Genomic DNA, 18,729 nt, shown 5'->3' on the forward strand with positions numbered 1-18,729 from the left:
AGTGCCTCCTATGCAGCTGTTGGGTGTGGGAAACCGATACGGTAACGCCTCGCCCGTCGCGCCTGCATAGGATCTTGACCCGGGATCCATTCCGCAAGCCTCGAAGCGCTTGGCAGCGCTGTCGGAATGGGTTCTCGGGTCAGGCCCGAGAACGACGGGTTGCCATCACATGCCGGGACTTAACATCTAGACGGCGACGGAAAGCCGCTACCGCCCGCGGCGGCGATACACGGTGTGGCGGCCGATCTGGGCGACCTTTTCCAGGTTCCGGGTCCAGGACGGCCGGACCGTGCCGTTGTGGAACCACATGAAGTCGGGGCCGCGCAGCGCGCCGGCGATCAGCACGGCGAAGTCCGGGTCGTAATGATCGCGGAACATCAGGGCGGCAACCTCCACCGCCCGGCGCCAGGCGCTGCGGTTCAGCACCCTGTGGGAGCGCCCGTCCCGGGTCCAGGAGAACTGCGCCGGGCCGTCGCCCAGCCGCTGCCAGACCACGGCGCAGACATCGTCGGGGAAATCGTCGCTGCCGACCCGGTTCATGGTGACCTTGCCGACCAGCTTCATGCCGTCCGCGCCCTCTGAACGGGCTTCGTGATAGATGTTGCAGGCGAGGCAGGCGAGCGGCTCATCGCGTAGCCGGTCGCAGTCCGGTTCCGGCAGGGACAGCAGCCGCGCGGCAGCAGCGGAGGCGGTCCCGCCGGGGGCCGCCTGCTCGGCGGTCCGTCCCCAGGCGGTCGCCGGAACGATGAGCGGAAGCAGGAGAGTCAGTGTCAGGATGGTGGCGCGAAGATTCATGTCGATCTGGTTCCGTCTGGGGCGACCGGCCATGAAGTCCGGCAATCCGCCCGATCGGCGGTCCGGGACCGCTTCCTGAGATGCCCTACTATTGCGAGACGGCGCTGAACGCAATCGGCGCCTTCCCGGCGGAGCCGGTCAACGCCCTGACCAGCCTGTTCCCGGTCATAGCCGGCGCCCTGGCCCTGTTCCAGATCCTTCGGCAGAAGGGCGGGGGACAGGGCGGCGCCGGGCCGGCGGCCCTGCTGCTGGCCGTGCTGGCGATCCTGACCGGGCTGGGCAGCACCGCCTGGCATGCCCTGCGGACCCCGCTGGCCCTGACCCTGGATACCGCGCCCGGCGTGATCTACTTCCTGGTGGTCGTGCTCGCCTGGCCCTGGCTGCTGCGCCGGATCTGGCTCGGCCCGGCGCTGCTGGCGGCCTTCGCGCTGATCATCTGGGCAATGACGCGCAGCGATCTGGGCTTCGCCGTGGCCATCGCCGTCGTGGTGCTGGCGATCGCCCTGGCCGCGGGCCTGCTCCTGGTCCTGACCTGGCGGGAGGCACGGCCGGCCTTCCGCACCGCCCTCGCCATGGTCGGCTGCGCGACGGTGGCGGCGGCCTTCCGCAGCCTGGACCGCAGCGCCTGCGAGGTGGTGCCCTTCGGCAGCCACTTCCTGTGGCACATCTTCCTGGGCACCGCCGCCTTTTTCGGCGTGCATATGGCCGCCGCCCTGTGGCGGCAGCGCCGGAGGCAGGGTGGTACCTGAGCGGATCCGCGATTCGTCGATGAACAGGTCGGTCTCTTGCGGCCGTCCCGAGGGCACCTGGCGCACGGCTGCGCGCCTCGGTGTCCGGGACTGCCAGAATCAGAAAGCACGGCCCGGCAGCGCCGGACCGTGCTTCTGAGGCGTGTTTCGCGGTTGACCCCGATGCGCATGCCACAGCATGGCCTGCGACCGGTCCTGCCAGAGTCCCTGGGTCGGGCCTCCAGCGTCAGATTGCGTCGGCTATGACGCGCGCACCTCGGCGAGGAACCTGTCCACCGCCACCTTGAGATCGTCGGACTGCCGGGCGAGCTGAGCACTGGAGTCCATGACTTCGGTCGCGGCGGAGCCCGTCTCGGTCGCCGCCTGGGCCACGCCGCTGATATTGACGTTGACCTCCTGGGTGCCGGCCGACGCCTCGCGCACGGAGTTGGAGATCTCACCGGTCGCCGTGCCCTGCTCTTCCACCGCGGAGGCGATCGACGTCGAGATCTGGCTGATCTCGTTGATGGTCTTCACGATATCCCTGATCGCCCCGACGGCATCGCCGGTCGCCGACTGGATCCCGGCGATCTGCTGGCTGATCTCGCCGGTGGCCTTGGCCGTCTGATTGGCGAGGCTCTTCACCTCATTGGCCACCACCGCGAAGCCCTTGCCCGCCTCGCCGGCGCGTGCCGCCTCGATGGTCGCGTTGAGGGCAAGCAGGTTGGTCTGCTCGGCGATGTCCTGGATCAACCTGATCACATCGCCGATCTTCTGCGCCGCATCGGCCAGCCCTTCGACCTGCTTGTTGGTCTGCTCCGCCTGGGTCACGGCGCGGCCGGCCACGTCGCTCGACTGGTTCACCTGCCGGCTGATCTCGGAAATCGAGGCCGACAGTTCCTCCGTCGCCGAGGCCACCGTCTGCACGTTGCGGCTTGCCTGCTCCGAAGCGGCGGCGACCGCCGTCGACTGCCGGTTGGTCTGCTCCGCCGTCGCCGACATGGAGGCCGCCGTCGACTGCAACTCCGTCGATGCCGAGGCCAGGCCCTGAATCATGGACCCGACGGTCGACTGGAAATCATCGGTCAGCTTGGCAATGGAGGCCCGTTTTTCCTCCTCCGCGCGCTCTTTCTGCGCCTCCTGTTCGGTCTGTAGTCGATCCACCTCGATCGCATTCTCCTTGAACACCTGGACGGCACGCGCCATGTCGCCGATCTCGTCGGTGCGATCCTGCGCCGGCACCTCCACTTTCAGGTCGCCATCGACCAGGCGCTGCATGACGCCGGTCATCCTGGCCATCGGCTTGAAGATGAGGGAATTCGACAACAGCCCGATCATGATGGCCGACAGGATCAGCGCGACAACGGCCTGCACGATCGACGCGTAGAGACTGTCTGTAGAGGCGGCCTGGATCACGCTCTGCTTCTCGAACACCCAGACCTTCCAGCCCAGATCGTCAATGACCCCTAGCGCCCCCTCGTAGTCCTCCCCGTCCAGATGGAAGGCAATGCGCGTATCCCGTGTCTTTGCATTCTCGGCTTCGAGGCCGGGGATGATGTCCCAGAGCGTCTTGCCGATCAGATCAGGATTCTGGTGCGCCATGATGAACCCGTCGGAGCGGGTCAGAATCACGTTCTCGAAGTTGAAGAGGCCGCTGGTGAATTCCGAGAGTTCCGTCAGGCCGAGGTTGATGCACAGAGTGCCGATAACGCTGTTCCCGTCGAGCAGGGGAACGCCGGCCGCCATGATCAGAAGTCCGATATTGGAGACATAGGGCGTCGTAACGATCCGCTTTTCGCCGCCATGAAGCCGCTTGTACCATTCACGCTCCAGCGCAACCTCTTTGAAGTTGGGAATCAGCCCTTCCGTCGTATAGGTCGAACCGTCCTTGAAGCCATAGTAGCTTTGCAGCGCCCCGGTGTTTTTCAGCAGATCGCTGATCAGTGTCTGCCGGTAATTGTAGAGATTCTCACCTTCCAGAGACGGGGCATTCTGGAATTGCATGGCGGCCAGTTCGAGCGCTCCGAAATAACCCGCCATTTTTTCCGAAACAGCTTCCGCAACGCCGTCCGCCATCACTTCCAGTTCGCGATGCTTCATAGCATTTGATGACGAACTGAAACTATTATACGACAATATTGTCATTATAACGATGACAACAGCGAAAAACATGAAAACGCTGGCTATTATTTTTGTTCTTGCCTTCATTCCAACCCCCAAGATTTACAGGCATTTCTCCAACACGATTGCGCCAAAGCCCGCCACCACAGGCTCCGTTCCGGGTTGTGGATCCGGATATTTCACATCGGAAAATTTCGCGGGTGCGGTTTAAATTTCGGTAAACGGCCCGTTCCACAGGCCGTCCGTGTCCCGGCCTGGACGGGATTTCCCTGTCCGATGGACGGGCCCGCGAACTTCAGGTTGGCGATAATCGGAGACGATGCGTCGCGAGAGGGGGCGGATGAGGACGCCGGCGTCCATCAGTCAGTCAGTTGCCCGAGCGCAGTCGGTCAGCCGGCCTCGAAGTTCAGCTTCAGCCCCGGCCGCGGCCAGTCCATCGCCAGCAGGCGGCCGGTGGAGGAACAGGTGACATAGGCGGTGCGCCGCTCCGGCCCGCCGAAGCAGATGTTGGTGACGTACATGTCCGGCAGCGGCACGAACTCCACCAGGGCGCCGTCGGGCGCGATGACGGAGATGCCGCCCTCCACCAGGGTGGCGACGCAGACATTGCCGCAGGCCTCGATCCCCAGGCTGTCGAACAGGCGATAGCTGCGCGGGGTGTAGATCATCAGGCCGCGCCGCCAGGGCGCCGCCCGCGGCCCCTTCGCCGGCCGGCCGGGACCGTCCAGCGCGATCGCCCAGAGCTGGCAGGTCGGCGTTTCCGCCACGTACAGGGTGGTCCCGTCGGGCGACAGGCCGATGCCGTTCGGCCCGTGCATCGGAAACACCGCCTCCCGCAGGCCGGCGCCGTCGGGCGGGGCGTAGAGGATGCCGGTACGATCCTCGCTCCGTGGTCGCATCTTGCCATGGTCGGTGAACCACAGCCCGCCCTCGGCATCGAACACCAGGTCGTTCGGCCCCTTCAGCGGCTCGCCGTTGCAGGCGCGATGCACCACCTCGACCTGCCCGGTCGCCAGGTCCACCGCCTCGATCCGGCCGCCTTCATAGTCGGCAGCCTGCACCCCCGGCATCAGGCGGCCGTCGCGCTCCGCCCATTCGAAGCCGCCATTGTTGCAGAGCCAGACCCGCCCGTCGGGACCGAGCGCCGCGCCGTTCGGCCCGCCGCCGGTCTCCGCCACCACCGCGATCCGGCCGTCCGGGGTGACCCGGGACAGGGTGCCGCGCGCGATCTCCACCACAAGGACGGAGCCGTCGGGCATGGCGATGGGGCCTTCCGGGAAACGCAGCCCCTCCGCCATCACCCGCCAGGGCCGCTCCACCACCGGGCCATCGGCGGTTGCCGCCGGCTCAGTCATGCCGATGCTCTCCGTGGCGATGTCCATCATGGCCGGGCACCGGCGGCAGGCCGTGCCGATGCTCGGCCCGGTGATGCAGCAATGCCGCGGTATCGGCGGCATGCTCGGACGGCGCCACCAGCCCGGCATCGGCCAGCAGTCCCTCCAGCGCCACCGCCCAATGGTCGTAATAGCTGTCGCCCAGGTCGGGATCGCCGGCGGCCTGCGCTGCCGAGATCGCCGCCGAGAGGCGCGCCGCCCAGTCGCTCCAGTCCAGCGCGCCGGCCTCGTGCAGGGCCACGACGGTGGCGAAGGCCCGCGCCTGCCAGGGGGCGGCGAAGACCGGGCCGGCATCCAGGTCGTGGGAGGCCCCGCCGCCGGCACGCGCGGCCGCAATCGCCAGGGCCAGGGAGTCCGCCTCAGTCATGCGCCGCCTCCCCTGCCGGCAGCAGGTAGGGGGCCCAGAGATCGATCATCACCTCCGCCTTCGGGTCGCCGTCCGGCCCGAACAGCTCCGCCGCGGTGAAGCGCACGGCATAGCAGTGCTGCGGGTCGGGATCGCCGGTGGCGACGACGGAATCGGGAAACACGAAGGCGCCGTGGTGCAGCGCCACCTCCCCCACCTTGCCCAGGCAGTAGCGCGGCGTGCGGGTATGGCCGGCGGGCCGCGCATTGCGCACCCGCACCCGGTCGCCCGGCCGGAACTTCGGCGGGCCGGCGGGTTCGCGACGGGCGGTCGCACCCTTCGCCAGGACGGCCGGCACCTGGTCCGGATGCAATACCCGCGGCGCCGACGCCGGTGCCGGGTCGGCAGGCGGCGTTGCGGCAGCAAGTTCCTCCGAGGTCACCACGCCCTTCTCCAGCAGCAGGGCGACCAGGCCGTGCCACCAGTGATCGTAATAGCCGCTGGCCAGGTAATCGGCCGCGGGCATCGTCTCCCGCGCGGCGCGGGCCATGTCGATGTTCCACAGACCAGAGGCGCCCATCGCCAGCACCAGGCCGAACAGCGGCCGCTGCCAGGGCTCCGGGAAATGGTCGTGCGGATCCTCGTGCACGTCGATCGGGCCGAAGCCGTGCATGCCGCCCAGGTCGTGGATGCCGTGCATCAGGCGCGCCCTCCCGCAGAAGCCGGCAGGTCGGCGGGATCGAGGCGCGCCGGATCGAGGGCCAGGGCCGTGCCGATCATCGAATCCCGGGTCACCAGCCGGGCCAGGTCCGCCACGTCCCAGCCCTCGGTGCCGGCGGGGCGCATCGGGATCACCAGGTAGCGCAGCTCCGCGGTGGAATCCCAGACGCGGACCTCGACCTCCGGCGCCAGGGTCACGCCGAATTCCGCCAGCACGCCGCGCGGGTCCAGCACCGCACGCGAGCGATAGGGCTCCGCCTTGTACCAGTCCGGCGGGATGCCCAGCACCGGCCAGGGATAGCAGGAGCACAGGGTGCAGACCGTCATGTTGTGCCGGTCGGGACTGTTCTCGACCACCACCATGTCCTCGCCCTGCCGGCCGCCATAGCCGAGGCTGGCGATCGCCGCGGTGGCGTCGCGGCGCAGCCAGTCCAGATAGGCCGGGTCGGTCCAGGCCTTCGCCACCACATGGGCGCCGTTGCGCGGGCCGACATCCTGTTCGTAGGTCGCCACGATGGTGTCGATCGCCGCCGGGTCCAGCACGCCCTTGCGCGCCAGCAGCTGGATCAGCGCGTCCACCCGCGCCGCCTTCTCGTCCGGCGGCAGGTCATGGAAGCGCGGCACCTGCTTCGAACCCAGTGGGGGAGCATCCATCGGCGTTCCTCCTGAAAGCGGCCGGTCGCGATCTCACGGCCGGCGATGCGGCCCCAACGATAGACCGGCCGGCGCCGCTGCCAAAGTGCAGACCGTTCGGCGTCCGGGTGCTTGTCAACGCAACGGTAATGGTCGAACCTGTCACCCTTGAGTCCGGCTGCGGGGTCCCAGGCGGGGTGCTTGGGAGGCTGGGCGCGGGCTGCACGACCCGTTCGCTGAGATCTGCGTGCCAGAGAGTCTGTCTGCGATGCTGGACGTCCCGGTCGGTCTGGAAAACCGCCTCACCATTACCTCGTCCCGGAAGGATTCGGCGGAGAGCTTCGGCAATGCCGGGGTCGACGTCGTCGCCACGCCGGCCCTGATCGGCTTCCTGGAGCAGGCCGCCGGCCGTGCGCTGAAGCCCTACATGTCGCCGGACGAGGTCACCCTGGGCACGATGATCGACGTCCAGCATCTGGGCGCGGCGCCGGTGGGCGCGGCGATCGACTGCACGGCCCGGGTGACAGCGGTCGACGACAACCGGGTCACCTTTGCCGTCGAGGCGCGCTGGAACGGCCGGACCCTGATGAAGGGCCGGCACGGCCGCGCAGTCGTCGACGGCGCGCGCTTCTTCCGCCGTCTGGAGGAGATGACGTCCGAAGGCTGAGGGCGGCGCGGGAGGGAGCACCTGTCTCTCCCGAGCTCGTCACTCGCGTACTTGATACGCGAGTCCATGCTGCAGCTTCCCAACAAGGTTTGCCCTGATGGAGCCTCGCGGCACCATGGACCACCGCGACGCGCGCGGTGGTGACGCCTAGGGGACACGCAGCGGGTGCCATGCCCAAGGTCTGCGAACCCCTCCGCCGCTATCCCAGATTCTCGATGTAGATCCGATTGTAGGTCGGGCTGATGATCACTTCGTTCAGGCAGACCGTCTCCGGCAGGCGCGCCAGGAACAGCATCAGTTCGCCCATCTCTTCGGGCTGCACCATCTTCGCGCGGTCTTCGGCCGGCACCGGCACCGGGCGCTTGTCCATGATCGGGGTCGCGACCTCCGCCGGGCAGACGGCGGTGGCGCGGATGCCGTTGCCGCATTCCTCCTTGTTCAGGCTCTCGCTCATCGCGACGACGGCATGCTTGGTGGCGTTGTAGGCCGGGCCGGCGAACTTCAGCACGTACTTTCCTGCCCAGGAGGCGGTGGTGACCACCAGCCCGTCCTGCTGCCGCCGCATCATCGGCAGTGCGGCGGCGATGCAGTAGAATGCCCCGTTCAGGTTGATGTTCACGATCTCCTCCCAGCCGTCCAGGGTGACATCGCCCCAGTTGCGCTGCGGGATGTTGATGCCGGCATTGTTGACCAGCATGTCCAGCCGGTCGAAGCGCTCGGCGATGCGTTCCGCGACCCGATAGACCGCATCGCGGTCGGCCACATCCAGTACCTCGATCATCGCCGTGCCGCCGGCGGCCTCGATCTTCTGCGCGACGGCGCCCAGGGCCTCCATCCGCCGGCCGGACAGCACCACGTGCATGCCCGCCCCTGCCAGGGCCAGAGCCGCCGCCTCGCCGATGCCCGACCCCGCCCCGGTGATCCAGGCCACCTTTCCCGCAATCTCGCGCATTCCCGCTCCCCTTCCCAACGCGTTACGCCGATATGCCATCCTGCCCCGTAACGGGCGGAAGCGGAAAGCACCTTTCGCAACATCCGGGAAGTGCCGGCGACGCAGCCGCGCTAAGGTCGTCCGACAATCGTCCCGCAACCGCATTCGGCCTGCCCGCCCATGTCCCCGTTCGTCTGGCTCCAGCTTTTCGCCCTGTCGCTGCTGTGGGGCCTGTCCTTCGTCCTGGTCGGCGCGGTGGTGCACGACACCGGCGCGGTCCAGGTCGCCTGGGCGCGGATCGCCGGCGGCGCGCTGTTCATGCTGCTGTTCTGCCTGGCGGTGGGGCAGCGCCTGCCCGCCGGGCGGGGCTTCTGGCTGGCTGCCGCGGCGATGGGGCTGCTGAACAACATCGTGCCGTTCAGCCTGATCGCCTCCGGGCAGGAGCGCATCGGCCCCGACCTGGCGGCGATCCTGAACGCCACCACGCCGTTCTTCGCCGCCATCGCGGCACATCTGTTCACCGGCGACGAGCGCCTCACCCTGCCCCGCCTGGCCGGGATCGCCATCGGCATCGTCGCCGTCGCCGTGCTGATCGGCCCGGCCGCCTGGGAGGCCATCGGCAGCGGCGGCGATCAGGACGGCGCCCGGCCGGACGGTTCGCGACTGGACCGGCTCGCCGGCCAGGCGATGGTCCTGGCAGCGGCCTGCTCCTATGCGGCGGCCGGCATCTTCGGCAAGCGCTTCCGCGGCCGGCCGCCGGTGCAGCTCGCCACGGCGATGCTGTGCATGTCGGCGGTGATGATGACGCCGCTGATGCTCTGGGCCGGCGCCGGCAGCCTGGCGCAGGACGGTGCGGCGGGATGGGGCGCGCTGGCCGCGCTCGGCATCGGCAGCACGGGGCTGGCCTATATCCTCTATTTCCGGATCCTGGCCGCGGCGGGCGCGACCAACGTGCTGCTGGTCACCCTGCTCGTGCCGTTCAGCGCCGCGGCGCTGGGGGCGCTGCTGCTGGGCCATGGGCTCAGCCTGCGCACCGCGGCAGCCCTGGCGCTGATCACCTTCGGCCTGCTGGTGTTCGACGGACGGCCGCTCAGGTACCTGCGGCAGGTGGTAGGCCGGGCAGGCGCTTGACCAGGGTCAGGCAGTTGCGGTCGCCGTCGCGGCGATAGCGGATCACGTCCATCAGCTGCCGCGCCAGATGGATGCCCAGCCCGCCGATCGGACGCGCCTCCAGCGGCGCCTCGACATCCGGCTCGGGCAGGGTCAGCGGGTTGAACGGGTGTCCGGCATCGCGAATCACCGCCACCACCCGGTCGCCGGCAAGGTCCAGGCTCACCTCGATCTCCGCCACCGGCTGCGCACCCGTCCCGCCATGGTGCATGACATTGGTGACGAGTTCGTCCAGGGCCAGCACCATGCGGGCGCCTTCGTCCGACGGCAGGCCGTGACGCGCGAAGAATCCCTCCACCGCGCACGCAAGGCGGCGAAGCTCCGGAAGATCGTTGCGGAGCCGCAAGTCGAGTGAGGCTGAGGCGGTTTTCGCCAACGCACATGTCCTGTTCCCGCGGCCGACGCAAAGGTAGCGGAAGCCGTGTGGCAGGGACAAGTTCCGCCGGGCGAGGGGCCCCTCAGTCGTCCAGCAGTCCGTCCAGGTCCGCGGCGTCGCCGACCACGCGCGGCACCTTGTGCTGGCCGCCCAGTTTGCCCTTGGCCTTCATCCAGGCGGCGTAGCGGCCGGGCGGGACGGCGCGGACCTCCGGCGCCGCCATGCCGAAATCGGCGCGGCGATGCACCTCGTAGTCCTCGTTCTCCGCACAGAGCGCCGCATCCAGCGCGGTCGCGAAGCGGGCCACCGCATCGTCCGGCTGCGCCGCGGCGAACTCGACGACGAAGCGGTGGCGGCCGCGCGATTCGTCGCCGTCTGGAAACAGCGGGCCGACGCTGAAGTCCGTCACGTCGGCGCCGATCTCCCGCGCGGCGGCGGCGATCGCCGCCTCCAGCTCGGCATCGACCAGATGCTCGCCGAAAGCGGAGAGGCTGTAGCTGATGCGGCCGGTGATCTTCACCCGCGGCGGGTCCAGGCAGACGAACTCCACCGTATCGCCCAGCACATAGGCCCAGAAGCCGGCGCTGCTGGACAGGATCACCGCGTAGTTCACGCCGGTCTCCACATTGCCGATCCAGTGCCGGGTCGGCGTCTCGCCGTCCAGTTCCCCCAGCGGCACGAACTCGAAGAACAGGCGGTCGTCCAGGATCAGTCGCAGGCCGTCGTCGGGGCCGGCATCGGCGATCGCGATGAAGCCCTCGCTGGCGGGATAAACCTCGCGGGTCTCCGCCCCGGTGCCGTCCAGCCATTCCGCGAAGCGATGCCGGTAGGGCGCGAAATTGACCCCGCCATGCACCACCATCTCCAGGTTGGGGAACAGCCCCTTCGCGCCCCAGCCGGCTTGCGGATGGGCACGGGCCAGGGCGTCGAACAGCAGCAGCAGCCAGCTCGGCGTGCCGCCGATCATGCGGATGTCGCGGCGCGGCAGGTCGGCGACCAGGGCGGCGATCTTCTCCTCCCAGTCCTCGATCTGCAGCAGGCGTTTCGTCGGATAGGTCAGCAGGCCCGACCAGGACGGCGTCTCCGCCGCGAGGATGCCGCTCAGGTCACCGCCCTTCACGCCGCGGCCCAGCCGCTGCAGGCGGGTGCTGCCGCCCAGCATGAACAGCCGGCCGCCCAGGATCCGGCTCTGCGGCCGGTTCAGGACATGGTTGGACAACAGTTCCAGGCCGGCCCGGCGGTTTGCAGCCACCAGCGACCGGCTCAGCGGCAGGTATTTCGTGCGTCCCGTGGAGGTACCGGAACTGACCGCGAAATAGGGGATCTTGCCCGGCCAGGTGACGTCACGCAGCTGCGGGAATTCCGGCTCCCACCATTCCGACCACAGATCCTCGTAGCGGCGCAGCGGCACCGCGGCCTGGAAATCCTCCACACCGCGGATCCGGCGGAAACCGTGGGCACGGCCGAAGGCGGTGCGCTGCGCCGCGCCAACCAGCCGCGCCAGCGACATCGCCTGTGCGGCCGCCGGCGGCACCGCGCTGCGCGCGCGATCCCGGCGCCGGGCGTAGTAGCGCAGGATCGGGGTGAAATCGACCATGAGGCCCCGTCAGCTCGCGTTCGAAGCCGTCTCCGGCACCGTCCCTCGCGGCGATGCCGCCGGCTCCAGGGTGATCGACCGCGGGAAGGCCGCCCGCACGGCGTCGATCTCCAGTGGCATGCGGATATATTCCGCATCCCGCCAGAGTTCCACCTGGTCGGCGAAATTGCTGCTGTTGAGCCAACCGTCCTGGCCGCCCAGCAGCACGAACCAGTTGGCATTGGGATCGGCCATGTCGGAGACATGGCGCGCATTGGCGCCGTAGCGGGTGTCGTGGCGCTGGTCGGTCACGTCGTGGGCGGTCTTCATCAGGCTGTCGGTGCTGCCGCCGATAGGATAGTCGCCGACCTGGTAGGCCTCCCCCAGGACCGGCACCATCCCCATCGGATGGCGCAGCGCCAGCCGGTGCATGTCGCCCCAGGTCGGGAATTCCGCTGCCACAGGCACGGCCTCCGCCAGGGCGGTGCGCAACGCCGGGTCCAGGTCGGCGGCGGGTGCCGCCAGGACATCCTCGCGCACCATCGCGGCAAGCCGCCCCCCGGCCTGCGCCACCGCCAGATCGTCGGCGGCGTAGAAGGCCGGCAGGAACTTCGCCAGCATCGCCTCGAAGGCCACCGCGCCGGCGGAATCGACCCGGAAATGGCCGTCCCATCCCCGCAGCCGTTCGAGCAGGCGCGCCTCGCCGCTGTCGGGCGGCGGCCGGATCCCGGCGGCATCGATGCGGGCCACGAAGGCCTCGGCCAGGGCATGGGCCGACGACATGTAGACATCCTGCTGCATCGCCATCAGGTCGGGCACGTCGAGCTTTCGCCCCGCCGCGATGGCGCTGCCGACAAGGTCCTGCATGCGCCGCACCCGGTCGTTGGCGGAGAAGAACCAGCCCACCGGCACCTGCGCCTCGGCGCCGCGATTGTTGGCGGAGGCGATGAAGCCGGCCGGCGGGTCGTAGGCCTGCGGCAGGTCGCGGCTGGTGACGATGCGGTCCCAGTCGGCGATCGCCTCCGGCGGCCGGACCATGCGGTCCGGCAGGCCGGGCGGGCGGCTGGGCAGATGGGTCGCCATCACCTGGCCGATATGGCCGGAGCGGTCGGCATAGAGCATGTTCTGGGCGGAGATCGCGAAGCCCGCCATCGCCGCGGTGAATTCGGCCCAGTTGCGGGCCCGGTTCATCCGCAGCATCGCCGTCAGCTCGTCGGAGACGTCATGGCCGATCCAGCGCAGGGCCAGGGTATCCCCCTCGGTCCCCGGCAGCATCGGCGCGTCGGAGATCACCGGCCCGTAGCGGCTCTCCCGGATCGTCACCTCGCTGTCGAACCACCAGCGGACGGCCAGCGGCTCGGTCCGGCTGGTGATTTCCGACGCCGGCAAACCCGATATGTCGAACAGGTCGGAATTGGCGGAGCGCAGGTTGGTGCCTCCCCAGGCGATGTCGGGATTGCGCCCCAGCGCCATGAACGGCAGGCCGGGCACCATCATGCCGACCATGTGGTAGCCGGGCGACTTCACCCCCGCCAGCAGCCAGGTGTTGGGCAGCAGCAGCCCCAGATGCGGGTCGCTGGCGATCAGCGCCGCACCGGAGCGGCTGTGCGCGCCGGACACCACCAGCGCATTGCTGCCGGTCTTGGCGAAGCCGGTCATGATGTCCTGCAGGGGGCCCAGGCCGGCACGGTCGTCCATGCCATAGCTCGGTGCGGAGGTCGTTCCCTCCTCCACCAGGCGGGCCCAGACCGCCGCCCAGTCGTCCCGGCGGCGCATCTCCAGCAGGCGGAACCAGACCAGCCAGTTGACGTCGGTGGAGGCCAGCCGGCCGATGGTGATCAGGTCCTCCGCCGTCCAGGGCTCCGGCGCCTTGCCCATCAGCTGGAATTCGTGCGGCAGCGGGCGGACATGATCCTGGTAGTGGTTCACCCCGGCCAGATAGCCGTCCAGCCAGGCCCGCGTCTCCGCCGGCATCGAGGCGACGATGGCCGGTGCGGCCTTGCCGTAGTCGAGGATCCGCAGCGAGCGGTCGATGTCCAGCGCCAGCGGACCGCCGATCTCCGCCAGCCGGCCCTGGCTGACATGGCGCAGCAGCTCCATCTGGCCGAGCCGCAGATGGGCATGCACCAGGCCGAGTGCGACCGCCGCGTCATGGTCGCTCTGCGCTTCGATGAAGGGCACCGCCCAGTCGTTCCAGCGGATCTCCACCGGCGCCTGGACCGGCAGGTCGCGGACCGGAAAGGCCGCCAGACGCTGGCGGGTATCGGCCGGCTCGGGCAGGGGGGCCAGGAAGGCGCAGGACGCAAGGACGGCGGCAGCCGCCACCAGGACCGCTGCGCGGGTCAGAAACCGGATCATCGTTGCTCCCCTGGCCGGCCGTCGGATCGCAGCGCCCCGCCGGGGCACAGCATTCTGTCGATACGCTGCCGGCGGCCTCGCGGATCAGGCGGCAGCCGGCCCCGAGTGCGGCGACGCAGGGTGCCGGTCAGTTGGCCTGCTGGTTGCGGATCACGTAGCGGCCATCCTCCAGCCCGGAGAACATGGTCTTCACCTCGGGATGGGAGACGGGATCGCCGCTCTCGTCGGGCAGCAGGTTCTGTTCCGACACATAGGCCACATAGGTGGTCTCGGCGTTCTCCGCCAGCAGGTGATAGTAGGGCTGGTCCTTCCGGGGACGGATCTCGGCCGGAATCGACTGCCACCATTCCTCGGTATTGTTGAATTCCGGATCGACATCGAAGATCACGCCGCGGAAGGGATAGAACCTGTGGCGGACGATATCGCCGATCCCGAACTTACTCTCTCTGAACAGCATCGGACTGGTTCCTTGCCCTTCTGACACTCCCGGCATTCCAACAACTCCCTCACGCGCGGCTACCGGATCGCGCGGCCACATCGTCCGCCGCGTCGCGCCCGGTCCGTCACCATGAGCCGCGACGCAACTCCCATGCAAGGATTCTGCCGGGAACTTCCTACGAAAGAATTAGCAGGCTGTGGCGCGCTGGCAACCGCCCCCAGCCCGCCCCAGCCTGCCGCCATACCGGACGATGCGCCTTTCCTCCGCCCGCCTGCTGGTAGATAGTCCGGCCCCAATCCCCGATCCAGGCCCGCCCGCGGGGGTGGACCGACGAACCCGCGAGGTCCCATGAAACTGTCCGGTGTCCGTGTCGTCGACCTGTCCAGCTTCCTTCCCGGCCCGCATCTGACCATGACGATGGCCGATCACGGTGCCGAGGTGATCAAGGTGGAAGCGCCGGGCCGCGGCGACGCCACGCGCAGCATCGGCCCGTTCGACGGTGGTGAATCGGTCTATTTCCGCAATACCAATCGCGGCAAGCGCAGCATTGCCGTGAACCTGAAATCGGCGGCCGGCCGGGAGGTCGTGCTGCGGCTGGCGGCGCGCAGCCATGTCCTGCTGGAAAGCTACCGCCCCGGTGTCGCCGCGCGGCTTGGCCTAGACTATGCGGCGGTGCGGGCGGTGGCACCGCAGATCGTCTACTGCTCCCTCTCCGCTTTCGGCCAGGACGGCCCGGACCGCGAGCGACCGGCCCACGACCTGTCGGTGGAGGCGCTGGCGGGGATCCTGTCGCTGGGCACCGGGCCGGACCGCCCGCCCGGCATCCCGGCGGTGCCGGCGGCGGACGTGGCGGCCTCCCTGATGGCGCTGTCCGGCATCCTGATGGCCCTGCTGCGGGCGCGGGAGACCGGCGAGGGCGACTATCTGGACGTAGCGATGTTCGATTCCCTGCTGGCCTGGACGCCACATATCACCGGGCGCCTGTTCGCCGACGGGCAGCCGCCGGTCTCGACGGAGGAACGGCTCTATGGCGGCGCCGCGCTGTACGGCGTCTATGCCACCAGCGATGGCGGCCATGTCGCCCTGGGCGGCAGCGAGATCAAGTTCGCGGAGAACCTGCTGAACGCGCTCGGACGGCCGGACCTGATCCCGCTCTGCCGGCAGCCGGCGGGGGAGGCGCAGGCGCCGGTGCGCGCCTTCCTGGCGGAAACCTTCGCCGGCCGCAGCCGCGACGAATGGACCGCATGGTTCGCCGACAAGGATATCTGCTTCGCGCCGGTGCTGGACCTGAAGGAAGCGTTCGAGGGGCCGCTCGCCCGCCAGCGCGGCATGCTGCTGGAGGATGGCGGCGGCCATCGCCATATCGGCGTGCCGATGCGCTTCGCCGCGGAGCCGGCGCAGCCCGACCTGGCGGCCCCCGCCCTGGGCGCCGACGGCCGGGCGATCCTGGCCGACCTCGGCTATGACGAGGGCCAGGTCGCGGCCCTGGCGGCCGATGGGGCGGTGGCGCTGCCCGAGGCCGGTTGACCCCGCCGCCGGGTCTTGTTCAGGGCGCCGCCGGCAGGGCGCGGCCGACGGTGCCGGCCGCAGAATCCCGGGTAACGAAGATCAGCTCGCCGGAACTCGGATAGACGCCGGTCAATGCGGTGATGTTCACCTGGTGGGTGACCAGCACGACCGGTCCGTCGCCTTCCCTGGCAGCCAGGAACTCGCGCAGTGCCGCGGTCTGTTCGTCCGCCCTGCCGCGGTCCCGGAAGAACGAGTTCAGGGCAGGCAGGACCTCGACCGGCCCCAGGTCCAGCAGTTCCGCCGTCTCCCGGCAGCGGCACCAGACGCTGGAATGGACGCGGGCCTGGTCGATCCCGGCGGCGCGGAAGGCATCGCCGATGGCACGGGCCTGCGCCCGGCCGGCCGCGTCCAGGTTGCGCTGGGTGGCGCAGTCGGCCGGGTCGAAGGCGGCCGGATCGCCGGTGCCAGGCGCCAGCGCATGCCGCATCACCACCGCCGCACGCCCCTGCGCCAGGGCCACCCAAAGATCCTCTGCGGGATCTTCCGCGGCCGCCACGGCATGTGGCAGGCCGGGCAGGATCAGGGACAGGACGAGGAGCAGGGCGGGGAGCAGGGCACGGATCGGCAGGCAGCGCATGGATATCCTCCTATTGCGCGGCCAGCTCCTGCGGCAGGGCCGTGACAAGCCGCGCGTAGTCTTCCATCTCGTTGTAGATCTGTGCCGATACCCGTACCCAGAGAAGACCCCGATGGGCCACGACCGGCACTTCGATGCCGTGGCGTTCCCGCAGGCCCCGCCCGACCGCGCGCCCGGCCCGGAACAGGTCGCCGTGGCGTTCCGCCAGGGCGCGCAGCCGCTCGCCGGCCAGCGGCAGGCGGATCGCCGCCAGGGCCGCCGCCATTTCCGGCGCGGTCGCCACCTCCGTGTCCCAGGCCGCCGCCAGCTGCAGGCCGGCACGCCGCGCGAGGCCGGCATTGGCGGCCGCGATCTCCGCCGCCCCCCAGATGTCGGCGAAGGCGAAGCCGTCGGCCGCGGCCAGCCAGGCGCTGGGATCGAAGGTGCCGAGATAGTCGAAGGAGCGAGGGAAGCCCTCGTCCAGCGGCTTGGCGATCACCGGCGGCTCGATGCGGCCCTGGAACTGCGGGTCCACCCAGAGCATGCCGGCGCCGCGCGGCGCGAAGCACCATTTGTGCAGGTTGCCGACATAGGCGGCGGCGCCGATCGCCGGCACGTCGAGCGGCACCTGGCCCGGCGCATGAGCCCCGTCCACCAGGACCGGCACGCCCTGCCGCCGGCACAGGGCTGCCAGTTCCGCCACCGGCAGCAGGGCGCCGGTGGGCGAAGCGATATGGTCGAACAGGGCGAACCGAACCGCACCGTCGGACAGCGCCTCCGCCACCGCGTCGAGCACCGGCCCCGCCCCCGGCAGCGGCACCGGCAGCGAGGCGATCCGCAACTCCGCCCCGGCCCGCGCCGTGAAATAGTGCAGGGCCCGCAGGACCGATGGATAGGCAAGGTCCGTGGTCAGGATGACGTCCCCGGCGCCGATCCGGAGCGAATCCAGGACAGTGCTCACGCCTGTAGTGGCGTTGGTGACGAAGGCCCAGTCGCGTCCCCGCCCGCCGAAGCGCCGCGCCAGGCCACGTGCCGCGGCGCGGATCGCCTCTGGCCCGTCATCGCTGAAAAAGCGAGTCGGATTGGCTTCGATCCTGCGCCGCCAGCCGGCCTGCGCCTCCGCCACCGCAAGCGGGACCGCGCCGAACGCGCCGTGGTTGAGATAGGTGAGCCCCGGTTCCAGCCCGAAGGCCGCACGAACGCGGTGCCCGAACGCCTGCCCTGCGACCATGGCCTCCCTCTTTTCCCCGCCCCGTTTCCCGCGCTCTTCTCTGCCGGCATGACGATGCGGCGCCATCATAGGCAGCCGCAAGCAGCGACCAAAAGCGCAGGCCGCCATCGTCCTGGAGTACAATTATGCCGGTGACCGGGCGCCGCTAAACTCGCACAGCGCGGCGGCTGCCTGCCGTTCGCGCAGGTGCGGCATGCGGAAGGGGGGCAATACCAATGCGCAATCCGAGACTCTCACTGGCCGCCGCAGCGGCCATCGCCCTGACCGGCCTCACTGCGTCGCTGCCCGCGACGGCGGAGACCGCCATGTCGGGCACCCTGCAGAAGATCGCGGTGAACGAGGAGCTGCGGATCGGCCATCGACTGGGCGCCCGCCCCTTCTCCTTCCAGCGGGAAGACGGCAGCGTCGTCGGCTATACGATCGACCTCTGCCGCGAGGTGGCGGAAGAAGTGAAGACGGCGGTGAACCGCCCGAACCTCAAGGTCACCTACATGCCGGTCACAGCCGACGAACGCTTCGAACGGCTGCTGGCGGGCGATATCGACATCCTGTGCGGCGCGACCACCAATACCCTGGCCCGGCAGGAGCAGATGGACTTTTCCAGCCTCACCTTCGTGACCGGCGCCACCCTGCTGACCCGCCGCGACACCGGCATCAACACCGTCAACGACGCGCACCTGCGGCGGGTCGGCATCCTGCCCGGCACAACCACGGAGACGGCACTGAAGCAGGTGGCGAAGCGCACCGGGATCGCGCCCGACATGGTGCCGGTCGGCAACCATGCGGAAGCGCTGGAGATGCTGGTCGGCGGCAAGATCGATGCCTATGCCTCCGACCGGACGATCCTGATCGGCCTGGCACGGGATTCCGCGGATGCCGGCATGCTGAGCCTGGCACGGGGCCTGTTCAGCCACGAACCCTATGCGCTGGCCCTGCGGCCCAACGACCATGGCTTCCGCAACGTGGTGAACCGGGCCCTGTCGAAGGTGTACAGCACGCCGAAGATCACGGAGATCTACGGCACCTGGTTCGGCGCGATGGGCGCCCGGCCCAGCGAGCTTCTCCGCTCCCTCTACGTGCTTCAGACCTTCCCGGAGGAATGAGGCGCACCGGCCGGCC

Annotated in this window: 18 protein-coding genes; 5 read left to right on the top strand and 13 right to left on the bottom strand. The window is 69.4% G+C overall.

Going from position 1 to position 18,729, the window contains the following annotated elements:
* Nucleotides 1-207: 207 nt before the first annotated feature.
* Nucleotides 208-795, bottom strand: a complete 588-nt coding sequence (locus tag ACFOGJ_RS03860; protein ID WP_379898275.1) for a cell wall hydrolase — start codon at nucleotides 793-795, stop codon at nucleotides 208-210.
* A gap of 80 nt (nucleotides 796-875) precedes the next feature.
* Between ACFOGJ_RS03860 and ACFOGJ_RS03865 the strand changes: the two genes are divergently transcribed.
* Nucleotides 876-1,544, top strand: a complete 669-nt coding sequence (locus ACFOGJ_RS03865; protein ID WP_379898277.1) for a ceramidase domain-containing protein — start codon at nucleotides 876-878, stop codon at nucleotides 1,542-1,544.
* 240 nt (nucleotides 1,545-1,784) lie between these two features.
* Here the strand turns inward: ACFOGJ_RS03865 and ACFOGJ_RS03870 are convergent, their stop codons facing one another.
* From ACFOGJ_RS03870 to nthA, 5 genes are all read right to left on the bottom strand, one after another.
* Nucleotides 1,785-3,623: a methyl-accepting chemotaxis protein gene (locus ACFOGJ_RS03870; protein WP_379898278.1), complete on the bottom strand. Its 1,839-nt coding sequence runs from the start codon at nucleotides 3,621-3,623 to the stop codon at nucleotides 1,785-1,787.
* 410 nt (nucleotides 3,624-4,033) lie between these two features.
* Nucleotides 4,034-4,999 (bottom strand): SMP-30/gluconolactonase/LRE family protein, encoded by a 966-nt coding sequence (locus ACFOGJ_RS03875; protein WP_379898281.1) that lies wholly within the window; start codon nucleotides 4,997-4,999, stop codon nucleotides 4,034-4,036.
* Nucleotides 4,992-5,405, bottom strand: coding sequence for a nitrile hydratase accessory protein (locus tag ACFOGJ_RS03880; protein ID WP_379898282.1), 414 nt, complete (start codon nucleotides 5,403-5,405; stop codon nucleotides 4,992-4,994). Before ACFOGJ_RS03880 ends, ACFOGJ_RS03875 begins: the two co-directional genes overlap by 8 nt.
* Nucleotides 5,398-6,084: a nitrile hydratase subunit beta gene (gene nthB, locus ACFOGJ_RS03885; RefSeq protein WP_379898284.1), complete on the bottom strand. Its 687-nt coding sequence runs from the start codon at nucleotides 6,082-6,084 to the stop codon at nucleotides 5,398-5,400. Before nthB ends, ACFOGJ_RS03880 begins: the two co-directional genes overlap by 8 nt.
* On the bottom strand, nucleotides 6,084-6,758 hold the full coding sequence (gene nthA / locus ACFOGJ_RS03890) for a nitrile hydratase subunit alpha (RefSeq protein WP_379898286.1): 675 nt from the start codon (nucleotides 6,756-6,758) through the stop codon (nucleotides 6,084-6,086). Before nthA ends, nthB begins: the two co-directional genes overlap by 1 nt.
* Before the next feature lie 226 nt (nucleotides 6,759-6,984).
* Between nthA and ACFOGJ_RS03895 the strand changes: the two genes are divergently transcribed.
* Nucleotides 6,985-7,404 carry a thioesterase family protein gene (locus tag ACFOGJ_RS03895; protein WP_379898288.1) on the top strand — a complete coding sequence of 140 codons (420 nt, stop codon included), beginning with the start codon at nucleotides 6,985-6,987 and terminating at the stop codon, nucleotides 7,402-7,404.
* A gap of 199 nt (nucleotides 7,405-7,603) precedes the next feature.
* Here the strand turns inward: ACFOGJ_RS03895 and ACFOGJ_RS03900 are convergent, their stop codons facing one another.
* Nucleotides 7,604-8,356, bottom strand: coding sequence for an SDR family oxidoreductase (locus ACFOGJ_RS03900; RefSeq protein ID WP_379898290.1), 753 nt, complete (start codon nucleotides 8,354-8,356; stop codon nucleotides 7,604-7,606).
* Between the two features lie 159 nt (nucleotides 8,357-8,515).
* Here ACFOGJ_RS03900 and ACFOGJ_RS03905 point away from each other — a divergent pair, with 159 nt between their 5' ends.
* Nucleotides 8,516-9,466: a DMT family transporter gene (locus tag ACFOGJ_RS03905; RefSeq protein WP_379898291.1), complete on the top strand. Its 951-nt coding sequence runs from the start codon at nucleotides 8,516-8,518 to the stop codon at nucleotides 9,464-9,466.
* Here ACFOGJ_RS03905 and ACFOGJ_RS03910 read toward each other — a convergent pair.
* From ACFOGJ_RS03910 to hspQ, 4 genes are all read right to left on the bottom strand, one after another.
* A complete protein-coding gene (locus ACFOGJ_RS03910) occupies nucleotides 9,426-9,803 on the bottom strand; it encodes an ATP-binding protein (RefSeq protein WP_379898292.1) in 378 nt (125 codons plus the stop codon). The two genes, ACFOGJ_RS03905 and ACFOGJ_RS03910, sit on opposite strands and share 41 nt — an antisense overlap.
* Nucleotides 9,804-9,963: 160 nt before the next feature.
* A complete protein-coding gene (locus tag ACFOGJ_RS03915) occupies nucleotides 9,964-11,478 on the bottom strand; it encodes a GH3 family domain-containing protein (protein ID WP_379898293.1) in 1,515 nt (504 codons plus the stop codon).
* A gap of 9 nt (nucleotides 11,479-11,487) precedes the next feature.
* Nucleotides 11,488-13,815 (bottom strand): penicillin acylase family protein, encoded by a 2,328-nt coding sequence (locus ACFOGJ_RS03920; protein ID WP_379898295.1) that lies wholly within the window; start codon nucleotides 13,813-13,815, stop codon nucleotides 11,488-11,490.
* 127 nt (nucleotides 13,816-13,942) lie between these two features.
* Nucleotides 13,943-14,272, bottom strand: coding sequence for a heat shock protein HspQ (gene hspQ / locus ACFOGJ_RS03925; protein ID WP_379898296.1), 330 nt, complete (start codon nucleotides 14,270-14,272; stop codon nucleotides 13,943-13,945).
* Between the two features lie 330 nt (nucleotides 14,273-14,602).
* On the opposite strand from hspQ, the gene ACFOGJ_RS03930 reads away from it, so the two are divergent.
* The gene (locus ACFOGJ_RS03930) at nucleotides 14,603-15,781 is read left to right on the top strand and encodes a CaiB/BaiF CoA transferase family protein (RefSeq protein ID WP_379898297.1); all 1,179 of its coding nucleotides are present in this window, start codon (nucleotides 14,603-14,605) and stop codon (nucleotides 15,779-15,781) included.
* A gap of 19 nt (nucleotides 15,782-15,800) precedes the next feature.
* Here ACFOGJ_RS03930 and ACFOGJ_RS03935 read toward each other — a convergent pair whose 3' ends face one another.
* Together ACFOGJ_RS03935 and ACFOGJ_RS03940 are read right to left on the bottom strand one after the other, a co-directional pair.
* Nucleotides 15,801-16,400: a histidine phosphatase family protein gene (locus ACFOGJ_RS03935; protein ID WP_379898300.1), complete on the bottom strand. Its 600-nt coding sequence runs from the start codon at nucleotides 16,398-16,400 to the stop codon at nucleotides 15,801-15,803.
* Nucleotides 16,401-16,410: 10 nt separating this feature from the next.
* Nucleotides 16,411-17,610 (bottom strand): aminotransferase class V-fold PLP-dependent enzyme, encoded by a 1,200-nt coding sequence (locus ACFOGJ_RS03940; protein WP_379898303.1) that lies wholly within the window; start codon nucleotides 17,608-17,610, stop codon nucleotides 16,411-16,413.
* Nucleotides 17,611-17,825: 215 nt separating this feature from the next.
* On the opposite strand from ACFOGJ_RS03940, the gene ACFOGJ_RS03945 reads away from it, so the two are divergent.
* A complete protein-coding gene (locus ACFOGJ_RS03945; RefSeq protein ID WP_379898304.1) occupies nucleotides 17,826-18,713 on the top strand; it encodes an amino acid ABC transporter substrate-binding protein in 888 nt (295 codons plus the stop codon).
* Nucleotides 18,714-18,729 lie beyond the last annotated feature (16 nt).

Origin of the sequence: Marinibaculum pumilum (assembly GCF_042646425.1) — a bacterium.
Taxonomy (GTDB): domain Bacteria; phylum Pseudomonadota; class Alphaproteobacteria; order Ferrovibrionales; family Ferrovibrionaceae; genus Marinibaculum; species Marinibaculum pumilum.

What these genes read in the sequence shown, in the direction of transcription:
- ACFOGJ_RS03865 (WP_379898277.1), top strand. Translation starts at nt 876, where the DNA reads ATGCCCTACTATTGCGAGACGGCGCTGAACGCAATCGGCGCCTTCCCG.
- ACFOGJ_RS03920 (WP_379898295.1), bottom strand. Translation starts at nt 13,815, where the DNA reads ATGATCCGGTTTCTGACCCGCGCAGCGGTCCTGGTGGCGGCTGCCGCC.
- ACFOGJ_RS03935 (WP_379898300.1), bottom strand. Translation starts at nt 16,400, where the DNA reads ATGCGCTGCCTGCCGATCCGTGCCCTGCTCCCCGCCCTGCTCCTCGTC.
- ACFOGJ_RS03860 (WP_379898275.1), bottom strand. Translation starts at nt 795, where the DNA reads ATGAATCTTCGCGCCACCATCCTGACACTGACTCTCCTGCTTCCGCTC.
- ACFOGJ_RS03945 (WP_379898304.1), top strand. Translation starts at nt 17,826, where the DNA reads ATGCGCAATCCGAGACTCTCACTGGCCGCCGCAGCGGCCATCGCCCTG.
- ACFOGJ_RS03940 (WP_379898303.1), bottom strand. Translation starts at nt 17,610, where the DNA reads ATGGTCGCAGGGCAGGCGTTCGGGCACCGCGTTCGTGCGGCCTTCGGG.
- nthA (WP_379898286.1), bottom strand. Translation starts at nt 6,758, where the DNA reads ATGGATGCTCCCCCACTGGGTTCGAAGCAGGTGCCGCGCTTCCATGAC.
- ACFOGJ_RS03900 (WP_379898290.1), bottom strand. Translation starts at nt 8,356, where the DNA reads ATGCGCGAGATTGCGGGAAAGGTGGCCTGGATCACCGGGGCGGGGTCG.
- ACFOGJ_RS03905 (WP_379898291.1), top strand. Translation starts at nt 8,516, where the DNA reads ATGTCCCCGTTCGTCTGGCTCCAGCTTTTCGCCCTGTCGCTGCTGTGG.
- ACFOGJ_RS03880 (WP_379898282.1), bottom strand. Translation starts at nt 5,405, where the DNA reads ATGACTGAGGCGGACTCCCTGGCCCTGGCGATTGCGGCCGCGCGTGCC.
- hspQ (WP_379898296.1), bottom strand. Translation starts at nt 14,272, where the DNA reads ATGCTGTTCAGAGAGAGTAAGTTCGGGATCGGCGATATCGTCCGCCAC.
- ACFOGJ_RS03930 (WP_379898297.1), top strand. Translation starts at nt 14,603, where the DNA reads ATGAAACTGTCCGGTGTCCGTGTCGTCGACCTGTCCAGCTTCCTTCCC.
- nthB (WP_379898284.1), bottom strand. Translation starts at nt 6,084, where the DNA reads ATGCACGGCATCCACGACCTGGGCGGCATGCACGGCTTCGGCCCGATC.
- ACFOGJ_RS03875 (WP_379898281.1), bottom strand. Translation starts at nt 4,999, where the DNA reads ATGACTGAGCCGGCGGCAACCGCCGATGGCCCGGTGGTGGAGCGGCCC.
- ACFOGJ_RS03870 (WP_379898278.1), bottom strand. Translation starts at nt 3,623, where the DNA reads ATGAAGCATCGCGAACTGGAAGTGATGGCGGACGGCGTTGCGGAAGCT.
- ACFOGJ_RS03915 (WP_379898293.1), bottom strand. Translation starts at nt 11,478, where the DNA reads ATGGTCGATTTCACCCCGATCCTGCGCTACTACGCCCGGCGCCGGGAT.